Here is a 20,291-nt window from a genome sequence, read left to right as displayed (position 1 = left end):
CGGTCCGCTTTCGCGAACCGGGGCCTTCCCGCAGGGTGAGTGACGGGACTTGAACCCGCGGCCACCTGGACCACAACCAGGTGCTCTACCAACTGAGCTACACCCACCATGTCCGGTCGGAAAACCGACCGGCCGAAGAAAAGGGTACAGGGTCCAGGAGGGTGCTCGCTCCACCCTTTTCCCGCACCCCCCTCCGGAGGCTCGGAGCGGGGCGCTACGCGCCCGGCGCCGTGTGCTTGGCCGCGATGCCGCGGGCCGTGTCCGAGTCGGGCCCGGGCTGCGGCACGAAGACCGCTTCCCGGTAGTAGCGCAGCTCGGTGATGGAGTCCTTGATGTCCGCCAGCGCCCGGTGGTTGCCGTTCTTCGGCGGGCTGTTGAAGTACGCCCGCGGGTACCAGCGGCGCGCCAGCTCCTTGACCGAGGACACGTCCACGATCCGGTAGTGCAGGTAGCTCTCCAGTGCGGCCATGTCGCGCAGCAGGAAGCCGCGGTCGGTGCCGACCGAGTTTCCGCAGAGCGGCGCCTTGCGGGGTTCCTTCACGTGCTCCCGCACGTAGGCCAGGACCTGGGCCTCGGCGTCCGCGAGGGTGGTCCCGCCGGCCAGCTCGTCGAGCAGGCCGGAGGCGGTGTGCATCTCGCGGACCACATCGGGCATGGTCTCCAGGGCGGCGTCCGGCGGGCGGATCACGATGTCCACGCCTTCGCCGAGCACGTTGAGCTCCGAGTCGGTGACCAGTGCGGCCACCTCGATAAGTGCGTCGTCCGTCAACGAGAGCCCGGTCATCTCGCAGTCGATCCACACCATGCGATCGTTCATGTGTCCCACCTTATGCGGTCCCCCGGGGCGCGGACCGCATATGCGGAAGGTCCCCCATCGGCGGTGGCCGATGGAGGACCCTCGTGCGTCGTACTCAGTGCGCGGTCAGGCGTGTTCCCGCATGACCCGGCCCGGAGCATAGAGCTCCGTCACCGTGGGACCCGACGCGGCCAGTGCCGCCGCCGCCCGGTGGGGCTGCGGAGTGCGCTGGTGCGGAACCGGACCCGCGTTGATCTCGGCCACCTGTGCCACGTCGGCCTGCGGCCGGCGTGCCCGGTAGGCGGAGCGGTAGGCGGCCGGGGAGGACCCCAGCTGCCGCCGGAAGTGACCCCGCAGCGCGACCGGCGAGCGGAACCCGCAGCGTCCGGCGACCTCGTCGACCGAGTAGTCGGAGGTCTCCAGCAGCCGCTGTGCCTGGAGCACCCGCTGGGTGATCAGCCACTGGAGCGGGGCGCTGCCCGTGAGCGAGCGGAACCGCCGGTCGAAGGTGCGCCTGCTCATGTAGGCGCGGGCGGCCAGCGTCTCCACGTCGAACTGCTCGTGGAGGTGTTCCAGTGCCCAGGCGACGACCTCGGCCAGCGGGTCGGCGCCGATCTCCTCCGGCAGCGACCGGTCGAGATAGCGTTCCTGGCCGCCGGTCCGGCGCGGCGGCACGACGAGCCTGCGGGCCAGGGCCCCGGCCGCCTCGCTGCCGTGGTCCGTGCGCACGATGTGCAGGCACAGGTCGATTCCGGCCGCCGTGCCGGCGGACGTGAGCACGTCGCCGTCGTCGACGAACAGTTCGCGCGGATCGACATGGACGGACGGGTACCGCTTGGCCAGCGTCGGCGCGTACATCCAGTGCGTCGTCGCGGGCCGGCCGTCCAGCAGACCGGCGGCGGCGAGCACGAAGGCTCCCGTGCACAGTCCGACGATCCGGGCCCCCTCCTCGTGCGCCAGACGCAGTGCGTCGAGCGCCTCGGGCGGCGGCGGTGAAGTGATGGAGCGCCAGGCGGGAACGACGACCGTTCCTGCCCGGGCGATCGCCTCCAACCCGTACGGCGCGGTCAGTTCGAGTCCGCCGGTGGTCCTGAGCGGACCGTCCTCACCGGCGCACACGAGCAATCGATAGCGTGGAACTCCCGCGTCCTGCCGGTCAATGCCGAACACGGAAAGTGGAATGGAGCTCTCGAAGATCGGTCCGCCGCTGAAGAGCAGCACCGCGACGATCTCCCTGCGGCGACGCCCCGCGAGCTTCCGGCCGGCGTCTGCTGTGACGACGGCGGTGGAATCCTGGCTCATGGCGCTAAGCCCCCCTTGGGTGTCGCGACTCCTTGGTCTGGTCGCACCTGCACGTTTCCCCTCGGCCTTGCACGTGGATCCCCCGCCGTAAATACATGATCGAATCTACTGCGTCCCGTGGTGTCGGCGTGACAAGTTCAGCACGCAGCGCTATGTCGACTTCTCAACTTGGCGAAAAGCATTCGATCAGTAAGCGTTCCACTCCGCTACCCGAACGGGAAGCGTGGTCCCCGGCCATGGCCAGTACCTGTAGGGCCGGAACGCCCCCCGGGGTCTGTCGTCGCTGGTGGTGAGGGGGGCGGTGGGACATTCCGGCAAGGAGGGCACCCTGCCGGGAAGTTGGCTGAAAACATGCGTGTGTGGGTGTGCGAATGAGTCAGTCCTGCGGGGAGAGGGGGCCGGAGCCCCGGCAACCGCGGCGGTTCCCGGCGCCCGCGCGCGAGCGCCGACCGCGGTGGGCCGGTGGAAGCGACTCCTCCGCCCGCACCCGGGCCGCGGCCCGCTGGTTCTTCTCCGAGTGGCGCAGCAGGATCCGGCACGCGGCCGTGACGGCGAGCAGGCCGAGGGTGGCGACGGCGGCCCCGCCGTAGGAGGTTCCGTAGACGACGAGGACCACGGGGACGAGCAGGCAACTGAAGGCGGCCCAGCGCACGACGTCACCCGCCGGGTCGTCGTGGGGGTGCCCGGCGGAACGCACGGACGGGTGAAGGGCGGAGCGGGCGGACGGCGTGAAGTGCGGGGCGGGGTCGGCGTTCTGGCGGGACCGGACGGACTGCGTCGGCTGAGTCGGCTGGACGGGGTGAACCGGATGACCGGGCACGGCGTACTCCCTGCGGGCTCTTACCTGAAGGTCGGACGCATGTCCCAACGCCCGGCGGAGGGGCTCGGTCACTGCGCCAACGGGTGGCGATGGCCGCTCTCGTCACTGGCTGTAGGGGACAGTGGTCATTGCCAAGGCGCGCTCGCTCCGGCATGCTCCCTGGGACGCTCTCCAAGGGCGGCATGCCCTGTGCAGGACAGGAGTGTCGCCGTACCCTGGTGGGTATGGGCTTGGGAAGATGCTTCCCGGACAGAGCTCCGTCACACTGCGTCGCCGATTTCGCCCCTGTTGCTTCCTCCAAGGACCTCTTCGCCGAGACACCCATGGCCGGTCACGAATTCTCCGAACCCGCGGACCGCAAGCGCAAACGCGTCGTCGACCCCTCGTCGGCCGCCGATCTGCGCGCGGTGGAACAGACACGCGTGCACTGCGATCCGGCCTTCCGGCACGGGGTCGTTGTGGGATTCGACGGATCCACCTCCAGTGAGCGAGCGCTTGCCTATGCGATCGGCATGGCCCGTCGCTCCGGATCCGGTCTGATCATCGTCCATGTCGCCAACCGGCTGCCCACCACGGTGTGGGCCGGCTGCGAGCCGCCGGTCTTCGTCGACGTCCCGGACCACCGCACCGAGGTGCTCGGGCTGGAGCTGGCCTGCGCGGACTATCTGTCCGAAGTGCCGTGGATCCTGGTCGAGCGCGGTGGTGACATCTGCCATGAACTGGAGGAGGTCGGCCGGGAGTATTCGGCCGACGCCATCGTGGTCGGCTCCACGCACGGCATCGTGGGCCGGATCTTCGGATCGGTCGCCGGCCGCCTGGCCAAGCGCGCGCAGCGACCGGTCGTCGTCATTCCTTGACCGCCCCTCGGTCCGCCCGGACGTCGTGACGTTCCTTCGAGGCGGGCCGGAGGGTGATCGATCCGTCGCTCACCGTTGTCATTTCGTGACCGGCTGTTAAGTCGCTTGTGCGGTTGTGCCCTCGTGTAAAGGGTAGATAAATGCTGCTGGGACGCAGCAAACAACTGCAGATCGAAGGGAGCCCGCCGTGGACAATGGTGTCTCTGCGGGAAGCACGGCCTCGACTTCGACCCTCGGGAACATCGCCCTGGGTCTCACCCTTCTCGCATTCGGTATCGGCCACACCGGTGTCATCGACGGCGTGTCCGCTGCCAACTCCGTGTCGCTCGCGATGTACGTCGGCGGCGCGGCCCTGTTCCTCCTCGGCCTCCTGGAGTACCGCGGCGGCAACGGGTTCAACGGCACCGCGTTCGCGGGCCTGGGCATCTTCTGGTTCACGTGGGCCAAGGGCGCGGGCGGTTCGGTCACCGACGAAGCCGCCGGAACGTTTCTTGTCCTGTTCGCGATGCTCGCGCTGACCCTCACGGTCGCCGCCGCGAGCGGTCTGTTCAGCCAGGGCGTCTACGCCCTGCTGACCCTGTCGCTGCTCCTGCTGGCGATCGGCGCGTTCGTGGACAACGGCACGCTCGCCAAGGCGGGCGGCTGGGTCGCCGCCGTCTCCGGACTGTTGGCCTGGTACGGCGCCACCGCGGCGCTGGCGCACTGGCCGATGGCCTTCGGCAAGGCCCGTAGCGGCGGCGCGGTCGCCGCGAGCTGACCGGCACCCCACCCGCGGCCCCCCGGACGATCCGGGGGGCCGTACGCGTGTGCCGGGCAACGACGGCCGCCCGTCAGGTGTCGAAGCGGCGCCGGGAGGCCTCGATGTCACCGAGGAACCGATGGGTCCAGTCGCACATTCCGCCGATCGTCACGCGCAGCACCCGGCCCGGCTCGGTCAGGGTGTACTCGACCCTGGGCGGAACGACGGGGTGCACGGTCCGCTCCACGAGGCCGTTGCGTTCCAGCATGCGCAGGTTCTGGGTGAGCATCTTGTGGCTGATGCCCTCGATCGCGTCCCGCACCTCGCCGAAGCGCAGCGTCTCCTCGCCCAAGGTCTCGATGATCAGCAGCGCCCATTTGTTGGCGACGTCGGAGAAGATCTCCCGCGCCAGGGAGTCGGCGCGCCGCAGATCGGCCTCGTCGGGCGAACCCGTGAACTGCTTGGTCACCATCAGGTTCCCCCGTCACCGAAAAGTGCGTTCTTCCATGTCAGCGCACACTCTCCTACGGTGCCCGAGTAACCACAAGAGAGCACCGGAGGCAGGAACATGGCCATCACCCTCGTCAACCCGACCGACTTGCCGACGGTCGACGCCTACCGGCAGGTGTCGATCGCGACCGGGTCGAAGCTGGTCTTCGTCGCCGGACAGGTCTCCTGGGACGCCGACGGGGTCACCGTCGGCGAGGGCGACCTCACCGCTCAGGTCGAGCGGTGCTACCTCAACGTCTCCGCCGCGCTGGCAGCGGCCGGAGCCTCCTTCGACGACGTGGTGAAACTGACCGTGTACGTCGTCGACTGGACCCCGGACAAGATGCCGCTGCTGATGGGGGGAATCGCGCGCGCCACCGCGCGGCTGGGAATCACTCCGGTCGCGCCGGCCTCGCTCATCGGCGTCGCGGCACTGGACGTCCCCGAGCATCTCGTCGAGGTGGAGGCCACCGCCGTCGTCGACTGAACGGGGACGCCCCCGAGGCCGTGGGCCTCGGGGGCGTTCGCGTGCGGTGGGGCGGTGCCTACTCGACGGTGACGGACTTCGCCAGGTTGCGCGGCTTGTCGATGTCCCGGCCCATGGCCAGGGCCGTGTGGTACGCCAGCAGCTGGAGCGGGATGCCCATGAGGATCGGGTCCAGCTCGTCCTCGTTCTTCGGGACCACGATGGTGTGGTCCGCCTTCTCCTGCTCGCGGTGGGCGACCGCGAGGATCCGGCCGCTGCGGGCCTTGATCTCCTCCAGCGCCGCGCGGTTCTTCTCCAGCAGGTCGTCGTCGGGGACGATCGCGACCGTCGGGAGCGAGGGCTCGATGAGCGCGAGCGGGCCGTGCTTGAGCTCGGAGGCCGGGTAGGCCTCGGCGTGGATGTAGGAGATCTCCTTCAGCTTGAGGGAGGCCTCCAGCGCCACCGGGTAGCCGCGGACCCGGCCGATGAACATCATCGACTTGGCCTCGGCGTACTCGGCCGCCAGCTTCTTGATGTCCTCTTCGCCCTCGAGGATCTCCTGGATCTGCGCGGGCAGCTTGCGCAGGCCCTCGATGATCCGCTTGCCGTCGGTGACCGAGAGGTCCCGGATGCGGCCCAGGTGTACGGCGAGCAGCGCGAAGGCCACGACCGTGTTGGTGAAGCACTTGGTGGAGACGACGCAGACCTCCGGGCCGGCGTGCACGTACACGCCGCCGTCGGCCTCGCGGGCGATCGCGGAACCGACCACGTTGACCACGCCGAGGACGCGGGCGCCCTTGCGCTTGAGCTCCTGCACCGCGGCGAGCACGTCGTACGTCTCACCGGACTGGGAGACCGCGATGTAGAGGGTGTCGGGGTCGACGACCGGGTTGCGGTAGCGGAACTCGGAGGCCGGCTCGGCGTCCGCGGGGATGCGGGCCATGCCCTCGATGAGGCCGGCGCCGATGAGGCCCGCGTGGTACGAGGTGCCGCAACCCAGGATCTTCACCCGGCGGATGCCGCGCGCCTCGCGCGGGTCCAGGTTCAGGCCGCCCAGGTGCACGGTGCTGAAGCGGTCGTCGATGCGGCCGCGCAGCACGCGGTCGACCGCGTCGGGCTGCTCGGAGATCTCCTTGTGCATGTAGGTGTCGTGGCCGCCCATGTCGTACGAGGCGGCCTCCCACTCCACGGTCTCCGGGGTGGCGTTGGTCGTCGTGCCGGAGGTCGTGTAGGTGCGGAAGTCGTCGGCCTTGATGGTGGCCATCTCGCCGTCGCCGAGGGTGACGACCTGGCGGGTGTGGGCGACCAGCGCGGCGACGTCCGAGGCGACGAACATCTCCTTCTCGCCGATGCCGAGCACCACGGGGGACCCGTTGCGGGCGACGACGATGCGGTCGGGGAAGTCGGCGTGCATGACGGCGATGCCGTAGGTGCCGTCGATGACCTTGACCGCCTCGCGGACCTTCTCCTCCAGGGAGTCGGCCTCGGAGCGGGCGATCAGGTGGACGATGACCTCGGTGTCGGTCTCCGAGACGAAGACGACGCCCTCGGCCTCGAGCTTGGCGCGCAGCTCGGAGCAGTTGTCGACGATGCCGTTGTGGACGACGGCGACCTTGTTCTCCGGGTCCAGGTGCGGGTGCGAGTTGATGTCGCTCGGGGCGCCGTGCGTGGCCCAGCGGGTGTGGGCGATGCCGGTGGTGCCGGCGAAGCGCTTGGGGACGCGGGACTCCAGCTCGCGGACGCGGCCCTTGGCCTTGACGACCTTCAGGGCCGGCGCCTTCGGGGTGTTGACCACGATGCCCGCGGAGTCGTACCCGCGGTACTCGAGCCGCTGCAGGCCTTCCAGCAGCAGCGGTGCCACGTCACGCTTGCCGATGTAACCGACGATTCCACACATACGGTTCTGCCCCTCCTGAAGTTCGGTTCTGTACTCGTCCGGTGCCGCGTGCGGCGGCGGCCGGCTCAGCCGTAGACGATGCGGCGCAACTGCCGGAGCGAGAGCTGCGGCGGCGCCACGGCGCGGTGCGGCAGTTCGGCCGCGATCCGCTCGAAGATCTCCGCGTTCACCGCTCCGCCGGACTGCAGTTCCCGGTGGCGGCGGCGGACGAACTCCTCGGTCGTCTCGTCGAAGTAGGCGAGCACGTCCAGTACCACCCGGACCGCCTCACCGCGCTGCAGCGCGGTGCTGCGCACCAGGTGGTCGACGAGGTCGTCATGCGACGGGCGGCGATCGAGCACTCGTAGATATTGGCGGCTTACCGCGTCGAACGCAAAGATCCTGCCCGATTCCGGGCAGGATTCCTCTGGTCTGGACCAGTAAGGTGCTCGATGTGCCTTCCTTCGGATGATTTCCGTCCGCCCCGGATCCACCCCCCGGACGCGGCGGCCCGCTTGGCCTATACCTGTGGGCATGAGAGTCCTGCGACGCACGCTCGGCACCCTCCTCGCCCTCGCGGCGGCCCCGGCCCTGATGACCGCCTGCACCGCCGCCCACGGTGACGACGCCAGACCCGGGGACGACCCGCCGGTGGCCCTCGCCCCCTTCGAACAGCTGCTGCCGGCGCCGGTCTCCGCGCGCGCGGAGGGCCCCGGCTACTCCTTCGGCGCGGCCACGGTCATCCGTGTCGGCCACGGCGCGGACGAGGAGGTCCGCCGGGTGGGCGAGCTCCTCGCCGAGCAGCTGCGCGGAACCGGCGGCCTCCCGCTCCCGGTGGTCGACGGGGCGCAGGGCGACGGGATCCGGCTCAGGATCGACGGGGCGGCGCAAGGCGTGGGCGACGAGGGCTACCGGCTGGAGTCCGGTCCGACCGGGGTCACCCTCACCGCGCGGACGCCGGCCGGGCTCTTCCACGCGGGACAGACGCTGCGCCAGCTGGTGCCGGTGGCGGGACCGGGCACGGTGCCCGGCGGGACGGTCACCGACCGGCCGCGCTTCGCGTACCGGGGAGCCATGGTCGACATCGCGCGTCACCACTTCTCGGTGGAGCAGGTCAAGAGGTACGTGGACCAGCTCGTCCAGTACAAGGTCAACACCCTGCACCTGCACCTGACCGACGACCAGGGCTGGCGCCTGGCGATCGACTCCTGGCCGCGGCTGGCGGAGTACGGGGGCGGCAGCGAGGTCGGCGGCGGGCCCGGCGGCCACTGGACGAAGGACGAGTACCGGGAACTGGTGGCCTACGCGGGGCAGCGGTACGTGGACGTGGTCCCCGAGATCGACATGCCCGGGCACGTGAACGCGGCGCTCGCCTCCTACGCCGAGCTGAACTGCGACGGGAAGGCCCCCGCGCGGTACACCGGCACCAAGGTCGGCTTCAGCTCGCTGTGCGTGGCCGAGGAGCGGACGTACGAGTTCATCGACGACGTGCTCGGCGAACTGGCCGAGCTGACCCCGGGCCGCTACCTGCACATCGGCGGCGACGAGGCGCACGCGACGCCGGCGGCGGACTACGCGGCCTTCATGGATCGGGCCCAGGAGGTGGTGGGGCGGTACGGCAAGACGGTGGTGGCCTGGCACCAGCTGGCGACGGCCCGCCCGGCCCCGGGCGCGGTGCTCCAGTACTGGGGCCACGACAAGACCGCGGCCGCGGACAAGGCGGCCGTGGTGGCGGCGGCGAAGGCGGGGCACCCGCTGATCCTGTCGCCGGCGGACCGGCTGTACCTGGACATGAAGTACGACCCGGCGACGGGGCCGGGCCTGGCCTGGGCGGGGTACGTCCCGGTGGCGCGCTCGTACTCCTGGAACCCGGGGGCGTACCTGGCCGGGGTCCCGGAGTCGGCGGTGCTGGGCGTGGAGGCCCCGCTGTGGACGGAGACCGTCGCGACGCGCGGCGACTGGGAGCAGATGGCCTTCCCGCGGGTGCTGGGTCTGGCCGAACTGGGCTGGTCGCCGGCGGCCGCGCTCGACTGGACCTCCTACAGCCGCCGGCTGGCCGCGCAGGCACCCCGCCTGGACGCGCAGGGCATCGGCTTCTTCCGGGCGCCGGACGTCCCCTGGCAGTGACCGTCGGGGTCGGGGTCAGGACCAGCAGGAGGTCGTGGCCCCGTCGGCCTCCGAGCCCGCCGTCAGCTCGAATCCGGACCCGGTGGCGAACTCCGCGGCCGCCTCGGGACCGTAGAAGTCGGCCATGAAGCGCGCCGGCGGGAAGGAGACGGTGAACGTCTTGGCCTGCCCGTCCTCGCCCTTCGTGAAGCACACGTCGCCCGATTCCCGAGCGAACGTCGGCGCGGGCACGAACCGCCAGCCGTCGGCCTCGGCGGCCCCGCGGTAGTGGTCCAGGACCTCCTGGCGGGTGCCGGGATACACGTAGGTGCGCCCGGCGGACAGCCAGGCGTCGCCGCTGTCGTCCGCGCATTCGGCGTACACGCCGTCGAAGGTGCGGGGGAGGCTCGCGCCGGGCGGCGGCGAGGCGAGCAGGGGCAGCGATTCCAGCTCCTTCATCCGCGCCTCGGTCCCCTCGCAGGTCTTGAACGGCGTCAGGAAGGAACAGCCGGACAGCCCCCCGGCCACGAGCGCGGCCGACAGGAGCAGGGCGGCCGCACGGCCGGGGCGGATCCGGAACGGCATACGGGCTCCCAGACGGATTCGGGCCGCGGGTTCCGGCCACGGGAGCGGACACACGAAAGCGTGACCGCGAAGAGGGCCATTGTGCTTCGCGGTCACGCCGCCGAGATCTCGGGGTGGGGAGAGGGAGGCATCGAGGGACCGTATCGATGCCTCCCCCGCCCCGTGTGTCACCGCCGGGCGAAGGCCGCGACGGGGTTCTGGAGGTTGCCGATCAGCTGCAGGGCGGCCGCCGGGTCGGCGAGGTCGACCATCTGCTTGTTGTTGCGCAGCTGGAGGCGGTTCAGGCAGGACAGCTGGAACTCCTGCGCGAACAGGTCGTACCGCTCGAAGCGCTCCGCGAGCTGCGGCATGGACTCCTGGTACTCGTGGCCGCAGTCCGCGACCGCCTGCCAGAAGGTGTCCTCCTCGCAGATGCCCTCGTCGGCGAGGATCGCGCCGAGGAAGCGGAAGAAGCAGTCGAAGACGTCCGTGAAGATCGACAGGAGCTTCATGTCCTCGGGGATGTCCGCCCGGACGCGCTCGACCGCGGGCGGCAGCACCGCGTCCGCGTCCATGATGACGATCTCCTCGGCGATGTCCTTGAAGATCGCCCGCTTCACCAGGCCGCCCTCGATGACGAGGATGGTGTTCTCGCCGTGGGGCATGTACGCGAGGTCGTACTGGTAGAAGCAGTGCAGCAGCGGCACCAGGTACGCGCGCAGGTAGTGGCGCAGCCACTCGGCCGGCGTCAGGCCCGACTCCGCGATCAGCGCGCCGACGAAGGACTTGCCCTCGGCGTCCACGTGCAGGAGCGAGGCCATCGTGGCGAGGCGCTCGTCGCCCTCGATCCGGTTGACGGGGGACTCGCGCCACAGCGCGGCCAGCATCTTGCGGTACGGGGAGTACCGGTCGGTGGCGCGCTCGTACTGGCGGTGGTGGTAGCCGATCGCCGCGCGCTCACGGATGATCGAGAAGTCCACCGACTTGAGGACCTCGTCGCCCTCGATCAGCTGGTGCAGCCAGTCGTTGATGGCCGGGGTGGCCTCCATGTACGCGGCCGACAGGCCTCGCATGAAGCCCATGTTCAGGACCGAGATGGCCGTCTTCACGTAGTGCTTCTCCGGAGCGCTCCGGTTGAAGAACGTGCGGATCGACTGCTGCGCGAGGTACGCGTCCGGGCCCTCGCCCAGCAGCACCAGCCGGTGGTTCGCGATCTCGGCCGCGAAGGTGACCGTGGTCTTGTTCCACCACTGCCAGGGGTGCACGGGGAAGAGGTGGAAGTCGGCCAGGTCCAGGCCCAGCGCGGTCATCCGCTCCGCGAAGACGCCGATGGTCTCCTCGCCGAGCTCCTCGCGCATGAAGGAGTCGTGGTCCAGGCCCGCGCCCGCCGTGAAGGTGGAGACGTCCTTGCGGGCGGCCACCCACACCAGGTGGACGGGGCTGGCGGTCTCCGGGGCGTACGAGAGGTACTCGTGCACGCCGAAGCCCAGTCGGCCGTTGTTCGCGACGAAGCAGGGGTGGCCCTCGGTCATGCCCGTCTCGATGTCCTGGAAGGAGGACTTTGCGAGGACGTCGGAGGAGACCTGCGGCTTCGTGTACTTGTAGCCGGTGCCGGCCAGGGTGGAGGAGATCTCCTCCAGGTAGACGGGCAGCACCTCGGGGCTCAGGCCCAGGGCCTCGCGCAGCTCGATGTGGAAGTCGAGGGCGTCCAGCTCCAGCTCGGCGCCGTCACGGTGACGGGTGATGGAGGCCTCGTCGACCGACCAGTGGTCGAGGGCGTGCAGGACGGCCTTGAAGCGGTACTCGACCGTGGAGTCGTCGCTGCGGACCGCGTACCAGGAGTCCCCGAGGGACTCGGGGGTCAGCAGGCGCTCGTGGGAGAACTCCGCGAGGCCCTTGCGGACGAGGGCACGGTTGGCGCGGGCCCACAGCTCGGGGTTCAGGTGGGCGACGGCGTCGGCGAGGCTCATATGGAGACCCCCTGGGTGGCCGTGGCGGCCTCGAACCGGGCGCGGGTGCAGAAGCTCAGCAGGGCTTCCTTCTCCGGCTTGGTGACCTGGCGCTCCGGTACGAAGCCGACGACCTCGTTGAGGGCGTGCACGGCGGTGTTGGCGACGTCCGGTTCGACGACGACGCGCTCGGTGGTCGGGTCGGCGAAGATCGCGGCCATGACCGTGGTGATGACGGCGCGGGTGAAGCCGTGCAGCGGGGTGTCGCTGGGGGCGACGAGGAAGTGCATGCCGACATCGCCCGGCTGGGCGTCGTAGAGGCCGACCAGCTCCAGCTCGGACGGGTCGTAGGTCTCCATGAGGAAGGCGGGGCGGCCCTCGTGCAGGCCGATGAAGGCCTGGTGGTGCTCGTGCGCGGCGATCCTCATGTACTCGCGCTCGACGTCCGGCAGGGAGGCGTCCTGCATCATCCAGAACGAGGCCTTCGGGTGGGTGACCCAGCCGTGGAGCAGCTCCGCGTCGGCGAAGGGGTCCAGGGGGCGCACGGCGAAGGAACCGAGTTCTTTGTCCGTGCGGGAGAAGAGGAGTTCGGTGGTGCTCATCAGAGGGTGCCTTCCGGGGCGGCGAACTGCTGGAACGCGATGGACTTCTCGACCTTGTAGTGCTCGCGGCCGAGGAGCTCACCGACGATGTACGCGTTCCGGTACGCCGCCATGCCCAGGTCGGGCGAGGTGAGGGAGTGGTTGTGGGTGGTGCCGTTCTGCAGGTAGACCCCGCGGCCCGTGGTGTCGATGCTGTAGTTGCGGGCGGCGTCGAGACGGCCGTGCCCGTCGAAGTTCAGGCGGCCCCGCACCGGGTTCAGGAACTCCGGGAAGGTGTACTTGTAGCCGGTGGCCAGGACCAGGCCCTCGGAGGTGAGGGAGAAGTCCCGCTCCTGCTCCTCCTGGCGCAGCCCCAGCGTGTACGTGCCCGTGGTGGTGTCGTACGCGGTGCTGTTCAGGGAGGTGTTGGTCAGCAGGGTGGTCGGGACCGCGCCCGGCATGCTGATCTTCTTCTGGTAGAGCAGGTCGAAGATGGCGTTGATCAGGTCGCCGTCGATGCCCTTGAAGAGGTTCTTCTGCTGGGTCTCCAGCCGGTACCGGGTGTCCTCGGGGAGCGCGTGGAAGTAGTCCACGTACTCGGGGGAGGTCATCTCCAGGGTCAGCTTCGTGTACTCCAGCGGGAAGAACCGCGGCGAGCGGGTCACCCAGTTGAGCTGGTAGCCGTGGACGTCGATCTCGGCGAGGAGGTCGTAGTAGATCTCGGCCGCGCTCTGGCCGGAGCCGATGAGCGTGATCGACTTCTTCTTCTGCAGTTCCGCCTTGTTCTGCATGTAGGCGGAGTTGTGCAGGAAGTCGCCGCCGAGGCCCTCGCAGGTCGGCGGGACGTGCGGCGGGGTGCCGGTGCCGAGGACCAGGCGGGGGGCCCGGTGGGTCTCGCCCTTGTCGGTGTGGACCTCGTACAGGCCGGCCTGCTCGTCGTAGGTGACCTCGGTGACCGAGGTGGACCAGCGGACGTTGTCGAGGCGGTCGGCGGCCCAGCGGCAGTAGTCGTTGTACTCGGCCCGCAGCGGGTAGAAGTTCTCCCGGATGTAGAAGGAGTACAGCCGGTCCTTGTCCTTCAGGTAGTTCAGGAAGGAGAAGGGCGAGGTCGGGTCGGCGAGCGTGACCAGGTCCGACATGAAGGGCGTCTGCAGGTGTGCGCCGTCCAGGAACATGCCGGCGTGCCACTCGAAGTGCGGCTTCGACTCGATGAAGAGACCGTCGATCTCGTCGAGCGGGGCGGTCAGGCAGGCGAGTCCGAGGTTGAACGGACCGACGCCGATGCCGATGAAGTCGTGGGTCTCAGCGGTGGAGGGCAAGGGATTCTCCCAGGAACTGCTCGGCATGTGCGGCGAGAAGGTCGAGGACGGCTGCGATGTCGGCCGTCGTGGTCTGCGGGTTGAGGAGGGTGAACTTCAGGTACTGCTTCCCGTCCACCTTGGTGCCGGCCACGACGGCCTCACCGGAGGCGAACAGGGCCTTGCGGGCGTGCAGGTTGGCCTCGTCGACGAGGTCGGCGCGGATGTCGCCGCCCTCGGGGACGTAGCGGAAGACCAGGGTGGAGATCTGCGGCTTGACGACGACCTCGAAGCGTGGGTCGGCGTCGATGACGTCCCAGCCGGCCGCGGCCAGGTCGATGACCTCGTCGAAGAGCGAGCCGATGCCGTCGGCGCCCATGACGCGCAGGGTCACCCAGAGCTTGAGCGCGTCGAACCGGCGCGTGGTCTGGATGGACTTGTCGACCTGGTTGGGGATGCGCTCCTCGGCCATGCGGCGCGGGTTGAGGTAGTCCGCGTGGTACGTGGCGTGCTTGAGGGTGTCGCGGTCGCGGACCAGCATGGCGCTGGAGCTGACCGGCTGGAAGAACGACTTGTGGTAGTCGACGGTGACCGAGTCGGCGCGCTCGATGCCGTCGAGGAGGTGACGGCGGGTCGGGGAGGCCAGCAGTCCGCAGCCGTAGGCGGCGTCCACGTGCATCCACGCGGAGTGCTCGTCGGCGAGGCGGGCGATCTCGGGGAGCGGGTCGATGGACCCGAAGTCGGTGGTGCCGGCGGTGGCGACGACGGCCATCGGGAAGAGGCCCTCGGAGGCGCACTCCTCCAGTTCCAGGGCGAGCACCGCGGTGTCCATCCGGCGGTTGCGGTCGACCGGGACGCAGATGACGGCCTCGTAGCCGAGTCCGAGCATCGCGGCCGACTTCTGGACGCTGAAGTGGCTGGCCTCGGAGGTGAAGATGCGCAGCTTCGGCAGGATTTCGGCCTTGGTGAGCTCGCGTCCCTCGTCGAGGGCCTTCTTCATGACGAGGCGGCAGGCCTCGTCACGGGCGAGCAGCAGGGCGTGGAAGTTGGACTGGCTGCCGCCGGAGGTGAAGATGCCGTCCGCGGCGGGGCCGAGGCCGATGCGCTCGGTGGTCCAGTCGATCAGGCGGCGCTCGATGAGCGTGCCGCCGATGGACTGGTCCCAGGTGTCGAGCGAGGAGTTGACCGCGGAGAGGATCGCCTCGCCGAGCACGGCGGGGATGACGACCGGGCAGTTGAGGTGGCCCAGGTAGCGCGGGTGGTGGAAGTACACCGCGTCGCGCAGGTAGACGTCCTCCAGCTCGTCCAGGACGGCGCCCGCGTCGGCGAGCGGCTTGTCCAGGTCGATCCCGTTGATGACCGGGGCGAGTTCGTCGACGGATATACCGGTGTGGGGTCGCTGCGTCGTCGCGAGTTTGGCGGCGACGCGCTCGACGCCCTCGATGACGGAGCGCCGGTAGAGGTCCGCGGTCGTCTCGTTCAGCAGATGCGAGCGCATCAACTTTCCTCCGGGCAGGGGGTGGAGAAGGGGTGTGTGTGGCGTGCGTCGATTAGGTTAGCCTAACCTTAGTGTTTAGCCAAATGCAGACAGGCCCTGGCTGAAAAGCCAGGGCCTGCGACAACTGCTTTATGGGGTAAGGGAACTGACTACAGCTCGGACGTCGGGTCCTCGCTCGGAGCCTTGCCCGCGTACGCCTCGGCGAGGAGCTGTTCCTCGCTCGCGCCGAGCCGCCAGTAGCCGGTGAAACGTACGGCGCGACGGTCGACGGATCGTTCCTGCACGAAGTGCCGGCGCACCGCGCGGATCGTGCCCGACTCGCCCGCCAGCCAGACGTACGGGGCTTCGGCCGCACCCGGGTCGGCCGAACGCAGGGCGCTCAGCACCTGCTCCGTCCGTTCCCGGCCGTGGCCCTCGCGCACGATCCAGGTGATGTCCGCGTCGGCGGGCACCCGGAGGTCGAGCCGGTCGTCCTCGTGCGGGATCTCGAACCAGGCCTTGACCCGGGTCCCGGCGGGCAGCCGGTCCAGGATCGCGGCCGCGGCCGGCAGCGCGGTCTCGTCCGCGTACATCCAGATCGCGTCGGTGTCGGCCGACGGCTGGAAGCGCACGGACTTGTTCTCCGCGACGGCCGGTCCGATCGCCAGGATCCGACGGCCGGTCACCGCCCGCCCCGCCCAACGGGAGGCCGGGCTCGCGTCCCCGTGCAGGACGAAGTCGATGTCTACCTCGTCCGCCCCCTCGGGGGTGCGGCGCTGCTCGCGCACCGTGTAGGAGCGCATCACCGGCCGCTCCTCGTCCGGCATTCCGCGCCAGGCGGCGAACCAGGTGTCCTCGTCCGTGGACGGCAGGACCGTGTGCTCCTGGTCGGCCGCGGGCAGGAAGAGCGACAGGCTCTGGTCGAAGCCGCCCGAGCGGAAGCCCGCGAGGGACTCCCCGCCGAACGTGACCCGCAGGAACGAGTGGCCCAGACGGCGCGTGCGGAGCACCTCGAGCTCGAAGAACCGGAAGTGGGCGACGGCCGGGGCGTCGGATGCGGTGGCGGTCATGCGGAGAGGTCCCCCTGGGAGTCGGTACGGACTGCCTGGCGCCCGGGGTCACCGGGCGCCGAGGGTCAGCTGACCTTCTTGGCGTTCTGGATGGACTTCGCGAGGTCTTCCAGGATCTGCGCGCACTTGTCGTACGAGAAGATCGGCTCGGTCACGCGGGGGGTGATCTGACCGGCCTTGACGGCGGGCAGCTCGTTCCAGGTCGGCTTGGCCTTCAGCTGCTCGGGCTGCAGGGTGCCGGTGCGGTTGTCGAGCAGGACGACGTCGGCCTTGTACTTGCCGACGTTCTCCCAGCTGAGGCTCTCGAAGAAGCCGCCCTCGTCCAGCTTCTCGGGGGTGACGAACTCGACGCCGAGCTGCTTGAAGTACTTCAGGTCGGCCGAGGTCTCCGGGGTGGACGCGTAGAACAGGGCGTCCGCACCGGAGCCGGCGAGCACCTTGACACCCGGGTTGGCCTTGGTGGCCTCGCGCACCTTCGCGGCCGCGGCCTCGAAGCGGGCCTTGGCGTCCACGGTCTTCTTGGCGTTCAGGTCCGCGCCGAGGGACTTGGCGAGGTCCGCGGTGCGCTCCAGCGCCTTGTCGAGGGTGACGTCGCCGCCGACCTTGATGGCGGCGTGCGGGGCGAGCGCGAGGATCTTGTCCTTCGAGGCCTCCGGCACGTACCAGTAGGTGCCGTCCCAGCTGTTGGTGACCATCAGGTCGGGCTGCAGGGCCGCGTACTTCTCGACGTTGAACTCGTCGTAGACGTTGCCGAGGATCTCGACCTTGGAGATGTCCATCGAACCGGCCTGGACGTCGGGCTTGCCGTCGGCGGTCTTGGTCGGACCGAACACGCCCTTGACCGGGACGCCGTAGTCGTACAGCGCGGCGGCGGTGCCGGTGAACGCGACGATGTTCTTCGGCTGGGACTTGGTGGTGACGTCCTTGCCGAGGTCGTCCTTGAAGGTCCAGGTTCCGGAGGTCGCGGCGCCGTTGTCCTTGCCGCCGTCACCCTTCGCCGAGTCGGTGCCACCGCACGCGGCGAGGACGGCGACGAGGCCGAGGGCGCCACCGGCCGCGATGAAACCGCGACGGGTGAAGGAGGAGGTTCGGGACTTGGGCATGTCGATGTCCGCTTTCGTGCGTGCAGGGGCGGCGGCTGGGCCGTTCGGTGAGAAGGTTAGCCTAACCTAATGGGATGTCCAGTGGTGGGGGAAGATCCGTTCGTGAGGTGGATCACCCTCACGGAACCCGGGTCGACCGGCCGGTGCCCGTACCGCCCGTGGTGAGGGCCCGAGTTGGAGGTCTTCGCGCACCGGGTGGGGGATCGGACCGCGTCGGGCTTCGCCCGCCCGTGGCCGCAACCGGACCCCGCCCCGTCATCCACGGAATCCGATCACGCGTGTGAATACTGGGCCCATGCGAAGGCAATGGTGGACAGCCGCAGGAGTGAACCTGCTCATGGGAGTGCCGGCGGTCGTGCCCGTCTGGCTCCTTTGGTACATCGCCGTCAACGGCCCGCTCGCCGACCTCGGCTGGACCCGGCGGGAGCCCACGGAGAACGACGGCATGCTGCTCTGGCTGGTGATCGCGGTACCGATCGTGACCGCGTTCGCCCTGCTGTGGTGGCTCGCCAACGACTTCGTACGACGCCGGAACACGGCGGCGGCCCGGGTCTACTGGCCGGCGTGCGCCCTGGTGACGTTGGTCCCCACGTTCGCGCTCATGATCTTCGCGTGACGCGGCTTGCCGCACATGCGCACATGCGGACATGCGAACGTCCGGCGCGGGCACGGGGCCCACGCCGGACGTCGTCGTCGGGCGCCTCAGCCGGCGAAGCCCAGCTCGCGCGCGATCAGCATGCGCTGGACCTCGCTCGTGCCCTCGCCGATCTCCAGGATCTTGGAGTCCCGCCACATGCGTGCCACCGGGTACTCGTTCATGAAGCCGTAGCCGCCGTGGATCTGGGTGGCCTCGCGGGCGTTGTCGACCGCGACCGTCGAGGAGTACAGCTTCGCGATCGCCGCCTCCTTCTTGAACGGCTCCCCGGCCACGAGGCGGGAGGCCGCGTCACGCCAGCCGATGCGGGCCATGTGGGCGCGCATCTCCATGTCGGCCAGCTTGAACTGGATGGCCTGGTTGTCGCCGATCGCCTTGCCGAAGGCGTGCCGCTCCTTGGCGTACTTCACCGACTCGTCCACACAGCCCTGCGCGAGACCCGTCGCGAGCGCCGAGATGGCGATCCGACCCTCGTCGAGGATCCGCAGGAACTGCGCGTAGCCGCGGCCCTCCTGGCCCACCAGGTTGGCCAGGGGGACCCGTACGCCGTCGAAGGACAGCTCACGGGTGTCCGAGGAGTTCCAGCCCACCTTGGAGTACGGGGCGGCCACTGTGAAGCCCGGCGTGCCGGACGGGACGATGATCGAGGAGATCTCCGGGCGGCCGTCCGCCTTGCGGCCCGTCACGGCCGTGACGGTCACCAGACCGGTGATGTCCGTACCGGAGTTGGTGATGAAGCACTTCGAGCCGTTGATGACCCACTCGTCGCCGTCCTTGACGGCGGTGGTGCGGGTACCGCCCGCGTCGGAGCCCGCACCGGGCTCCGTCAGGCCGAACGCGCCGAGGATCTCGCCGGAGCACATCTTCGGCAGCCACTCGCTCTTCTGCTCCTCGGAACCGAAGAGGTAGATCGGCATGGCGCCGAGGGAGACCCCGGCCTCCAGGGTGATGGCGACCGAGGAGTCGACGCGGGCCAGCTCCTCCAGGGCGATGCCGAGGGCGAGGTAGTCCCCGCCCATGCCGCCGTACTCCTCCGGGAAGGGCAGACCGAACAGGCCCATGCGGCCCATCTCGGCGACGATCTCGTACGGGAACTCGTGCCGCTCGTACAGGTCGCCGATCTTCGGGGCGACGACGTCGTGCGCGAACGCCTCCACGGTGCGGCGGAGTTCCTCGTGCTCAGGGGTGAGCCGGTGGTCGAGGGACATGGTGTGACTACTCCTTGTGGGAGAGGGCGCGGACGGTACGGGAGGGGCTGGGGCGTCCCAGCTGTTCGGCCATCCACACGCTCGTGGCGGTGAGGGCGGCCAGGTCGACCCCGGTTTCGATGCCGAGGCCGTCGAGCATCCACACCAGGTCCTCGGTCGCGAGGTTGCCGGTCGCGCTCTTCGCGTACGGGCATCCGCCGAGGCCGCCCGCGGACGCGTCGACGGTGGTCACGCCGTGCTGGAGCGCGGCGAGGGTGTTGGACAGGGCCTGGCCGTAGGTGTCGTGGAAGTGCACGCCGATCCGGTCGGTCGTGACCCCGGCCTCGTTCAGCGCGGCGAGCAGGGCCTGGACATGGCCCGGGGTGGCCACGCCGATCGTGTCGCCGAGGCTCAGCTCGTCACAGCCGAGGTCCAGCAGGGCCTTGGCGACGGAGACGACCTGGTGGACCGGGACCGCGCCCTCCCAGGGGTCGCCGAAGCACATCGAGAGATAGCCGCGCACATGCGCCCGCCCCTCCTTGGCGCGGGCCACGACGGGCTCGAACATGGCGAGGGACTCGGCGACGGTGCGGTTCAGGTTGCGGGAGGCGAAGGTCTCGGTGGCCGAGCCGAAGACCGCGATCCGGGTGGCCCCGAGGGCGAGCGCGCGGTCCAGGCCGCGCTCGTTCGGGACGAGGACGGGCAGGTCCGCGGCGACATCGGCGAGCTGCGGGAACAGCTCCTCCGCGTCGGCCAGTTGGGGCACCCACTTGGGGTGCACGAAGCTGGTGGCCTCGATGGTCGTCAGCCCGGCGGCGGCGAGGCGGTGGATGAACTCCGCCTTGACGGCCGTGGGGACGGCACCCTTCTCGTTCTGCAGCCCGTCGCGGGCGCCGACCTCGTGGATACGGACCCGGGCCGGGAGACCGGCGGCCGGGACGTTCATGGGCAGCCTG

At 69.8% G+C, this 20,291-nt stretch carries 20 protein-coding genes and 1 tRNA gene; 5 read left to right on the top strand and 16 right to left on the bottom strand.

Annotation, left to right across the window (positions count from 1 at the left end):
* Positions 1–34 precede the first annotated feature (34 nt).
* From OG624_RS15795 to OG624_RS15780, 4 genes are all read right to left on the bottom strand, one after another.
* A tRNA-His gene (locus tag OG624_RS15795) sits at positions 35–107 on the bottom strand.
* Positions 108–214: 107 nt separating this feature from the next.
* Entirely contained in the window at positions 215–817 is a 603-nt protein-coding gene (gene orn / locus OG624_RS15790) for an oligoribonuclease (RefSeq protein ID WP_030655539.1), read from the bottom strand.
* Positions 818–922: 105 nt separating this feature from the next.
* Positions 923–2,098, bottom strand: coding sequence for a helix-turn-helix domain-containing protein (locus OG624_RS15785; protein WP_033222383.1), 1,176 nt, complete (start codon positions 2,096–2,098; stop codon positions 923–925).
* A 376-nt stretch (positions 2,099–2,474) separates the two neighbouring features.
* Positions 2,475–2,918, bottom strand: a complete 444-nt coding sequence (locus OG624_RS15780; protein WP_078909405.1) for a hypothetical protein — start codon at positions 2,916–2,918, stop codon at positions 2,475–2,477.
* Between the two features lie 323 nt (positions 2,919–3,241).
* On the opposite strand from OG624_RS15780, the gene OG624_RS15775 reads away from it, so the two are divergent.
* On the top strand, positions 3,242–3,775 hold the full coding sequence (locus OG624_RS15775; RefSeq protein WP_030716138.1) for a universal stress protein: 534 nt from the start codon (positions 3,242–3,244) through the stop codon (positions 3,773–3,775).
* A 187-nt stretch (positions 3,776–3,962) separates the two neighbouring features.
* Positions 3,963–4,532 (top strand): acetate uptake transporter, encoded by a 570-nt coding sequence (locus tag OG624_RS15770; protein WP_033222381.1) that lies wholly within the window; start codon positions 3,963–3,965, stop codon positions 4,530–4,532.
* A 73-nt stretch (positions 4,533–4,605) separates the two neighbouring features.
* On the opposite strand, the gene OG624_RS15765 is transcribed toward OG624_RS15770, so the two are convergent.
* A complete protein-coding gene (locus OG624_RS15765) occupies positions 4,606–4,986 on the bottom strand; it encodes a winged helix-turn-helix transcriptional regulator (RefSeq protein WP_033222378.1) in 381 nt (126 codons plus the stop codon).
* Positions 4,987–5,082: 96 nt separating this feature from the next.
* Between OG624_RS15765 and OG624_RS15760 the strand changes: the two genes are divergently transcribed.
* Entirely contained in the window at positions 5,083–5,490 is a 408-nt protein-coding gene (locus tag OG624_RS15760) for a RidA family protein (RefSeq protein WP_371639514.1), read from the top strand.
* Between the two features lie 58 nt (positions 5,491–5,548).
* Here the strand turns inward: OG624_RS15760 and glmS are convergent, their stop codons facing one another.
* Positions 5,549–7,366, bottom strand: a complete 1,818-nt coding sequence (gene glmS, locus OG624_RS15755) for a glutamine--fructose-6-phosphate transaminase (isomerizing) (RefSeq protein ID WP_030716132.1) — start codon at positions 7,364–7,366, stop codon at positions 5,549–5,551.
* A gap of 65 nt (positions 7,367–7,431) precedes the next feature.
* On the bottom strand, positions 7,432–7,707 hold the full coding sequence (locus OG624_RS15750; protein WP_033222376.1) for a hypothetical protein: 276 nt from the start codon (positions 7,705–7,707) through the stop codon (positions 7,432–7,434).
* Positions 7,708–7,879: 172 nt separating this feature from the next.
* Here OG624_RS15750 and OG624_RS15745 point away from each other — a divergent pair, with 172 nt between their 5' ends.
* Entirely contained in the window at positions 7,880–9,472 is a 1,593-nt protein-coding gene (locus OG624_RS15745; RefSeq protein ID WP_326748130.1) for a beta-N-acetylhexosaminidase, read from the top strand.
* A 15-nt stretch (positions 9,473–9,487) separates the two neighbouring features.
* Here the strand turns inward: OG624_RS15745 and OG624_RS15740 are convergent, their stop codons facing one another.
* The 7 genes from OG624_RS15740 to OG624_RS15710 all read right to left on the bottom strand — a co-directional run bounded on the left by OG624_RS15740 (position 9,488) and on the right by OG624_RS15710 (position 17,493).
* Complete coding sequence (locus OG624_RS15740) at positions 9,488–10,036, bottom strand: hypothetical protein (RefSeq protein ID WP_051763432.1); 549 nt, start codon at positions 10,034–10,036, stop codon at positions 9,488–9,490.
* Between the two features lie 167 nt (positions 10,037–10,203).
* Entirely contained in the window at positions 10,204–11,985 is a 1,782-nt protein-coding gene (locus OG624_RS15735) for an IucA/IucC family protein (RefSeq protein ID WP_371639513.1), read from the bottom strand.
* A complete protein-coding gene (locus OG624_RS15730; RefSeq protein ID WP_033222373.1) occupies positions 11,982–12,566 on the bottom strand; it encodes a GNAT family N-acetyltransferase in 585 nt (194 codons plus the stop codon). The genes OG624_RS15735 and OG624_RS15730 overlap by 4 nt, the downstream gene beginning before the upstream one ends.
* Positions 12,566–13,864 (bottom strand): lysine N(6)-hydroxylase/L-ornithine N(5)-oxygenase family protein, encoded by a 1,299-nt coding sequence (locus OG624_RS15725; protein WP_033222371.1) that lies wholly within the window; start codon positions 13,862–13,864, stop codon positions 12,566–12,568. Before OG624_RS15725 ends, OG624_RS15730 begins: the two co-directional genes overlap by 1 nt.
* Positions 13,848–15,341, bottom strand: coding sequence for a pyridoxal phosphate-dependent decarboxylase family protein (locus tag OG624_RS15720; RefSeq protein WP_033222369.1), 1,494 nt, complete (start codon positions 15,339–15,341; stop codon positions 13,848–13,850). The genes OG624_RS15725 and OG624_RS15720 overlap by 17 nt, the downstream gene beginning before the upstream one ends.
* Before the next feature lie 149 nt (positions 15,342–15,490).
* Positions 15,491–16,390: a siderophore-interacting protein gene (locus tag OG624_RS15715; RefSeq protein WP_033222367.1), complete on the bottom strand. Its 900-nt coding sequence runs from the start codon at positions 16,388–16,390 to the stop codon at positions 15,491–15,493.
* 65 nt (positions 16,391–16,455) lie between these two features.
* Complete coding sequence (locus OG624_RS15710; protein WP_033222365.1) at positions 16,456–17,493, bottom strand: ABC transporter substrate-binding protein; 1,038 nt, start codon at positions 17,491–17,493, stop codon at positions 16,456–16,458.
* Between the two features lie 337 nt (positions 17,494–17,830).
* Between OG624_RS15710 and OG624_RS15705 the strand changes: the two genes are divergently transcribed.
* Complete coding sequence (locus OG624_RS15705) at positions 17,831–18,109, top strand: hypothetical protein (protein WP_371587806.1); 279 nt, start codon at positions 17,831–17,833, stop codon at positions 18,107–18,109.
* 86 nt (positions 18,110–18,195) lie between these two features.
* Here the strand turns inward: OG624_RS15705 and OG624_RS15700 are convergent, their stop codons facing one another.
* On the bottom strand, positions 18,196–19,356 hold the full coding sequence (locus OG624_RS15700; RefSeq protein ID WP_030716104.1) for an acyl-CoA dehydrogenase family protein: 1,161 nt from the start codon (positions 19,354–19,356) through the stop codon (positions 18,196–18,198).
* Between the two features lie 7 nt (positions 19,357–19,363).
* Complete coding sequence (locus tag OG624_RS15695) at positions 19,364–20,281, bottom strand: hydroxymethylglutaryl-CoA lyase (protein WP_033222361.1); 918 nt, start codon at positions 20,279–20,281, stop codon at positions 19,364–19,366.
* Between the last annotated feature and the right edge of the window lie 10 nt (positions 20,282–20,291).

It is taken from the genome of Streptomyces virginiae, from assembly GCF_041432505.1.
Lineage (GTDB): Bacteria > Actinomycetota > Actinomycetes > Streptomycetales > Streptomycetaceae > Streptomyces > Streptomyces virginiae_A.
The sequence above is the reverse complement of the archived record's forward strand: the minus strand, read 5'-3'. Positions and strand labels throughout refer to the sequence as shown.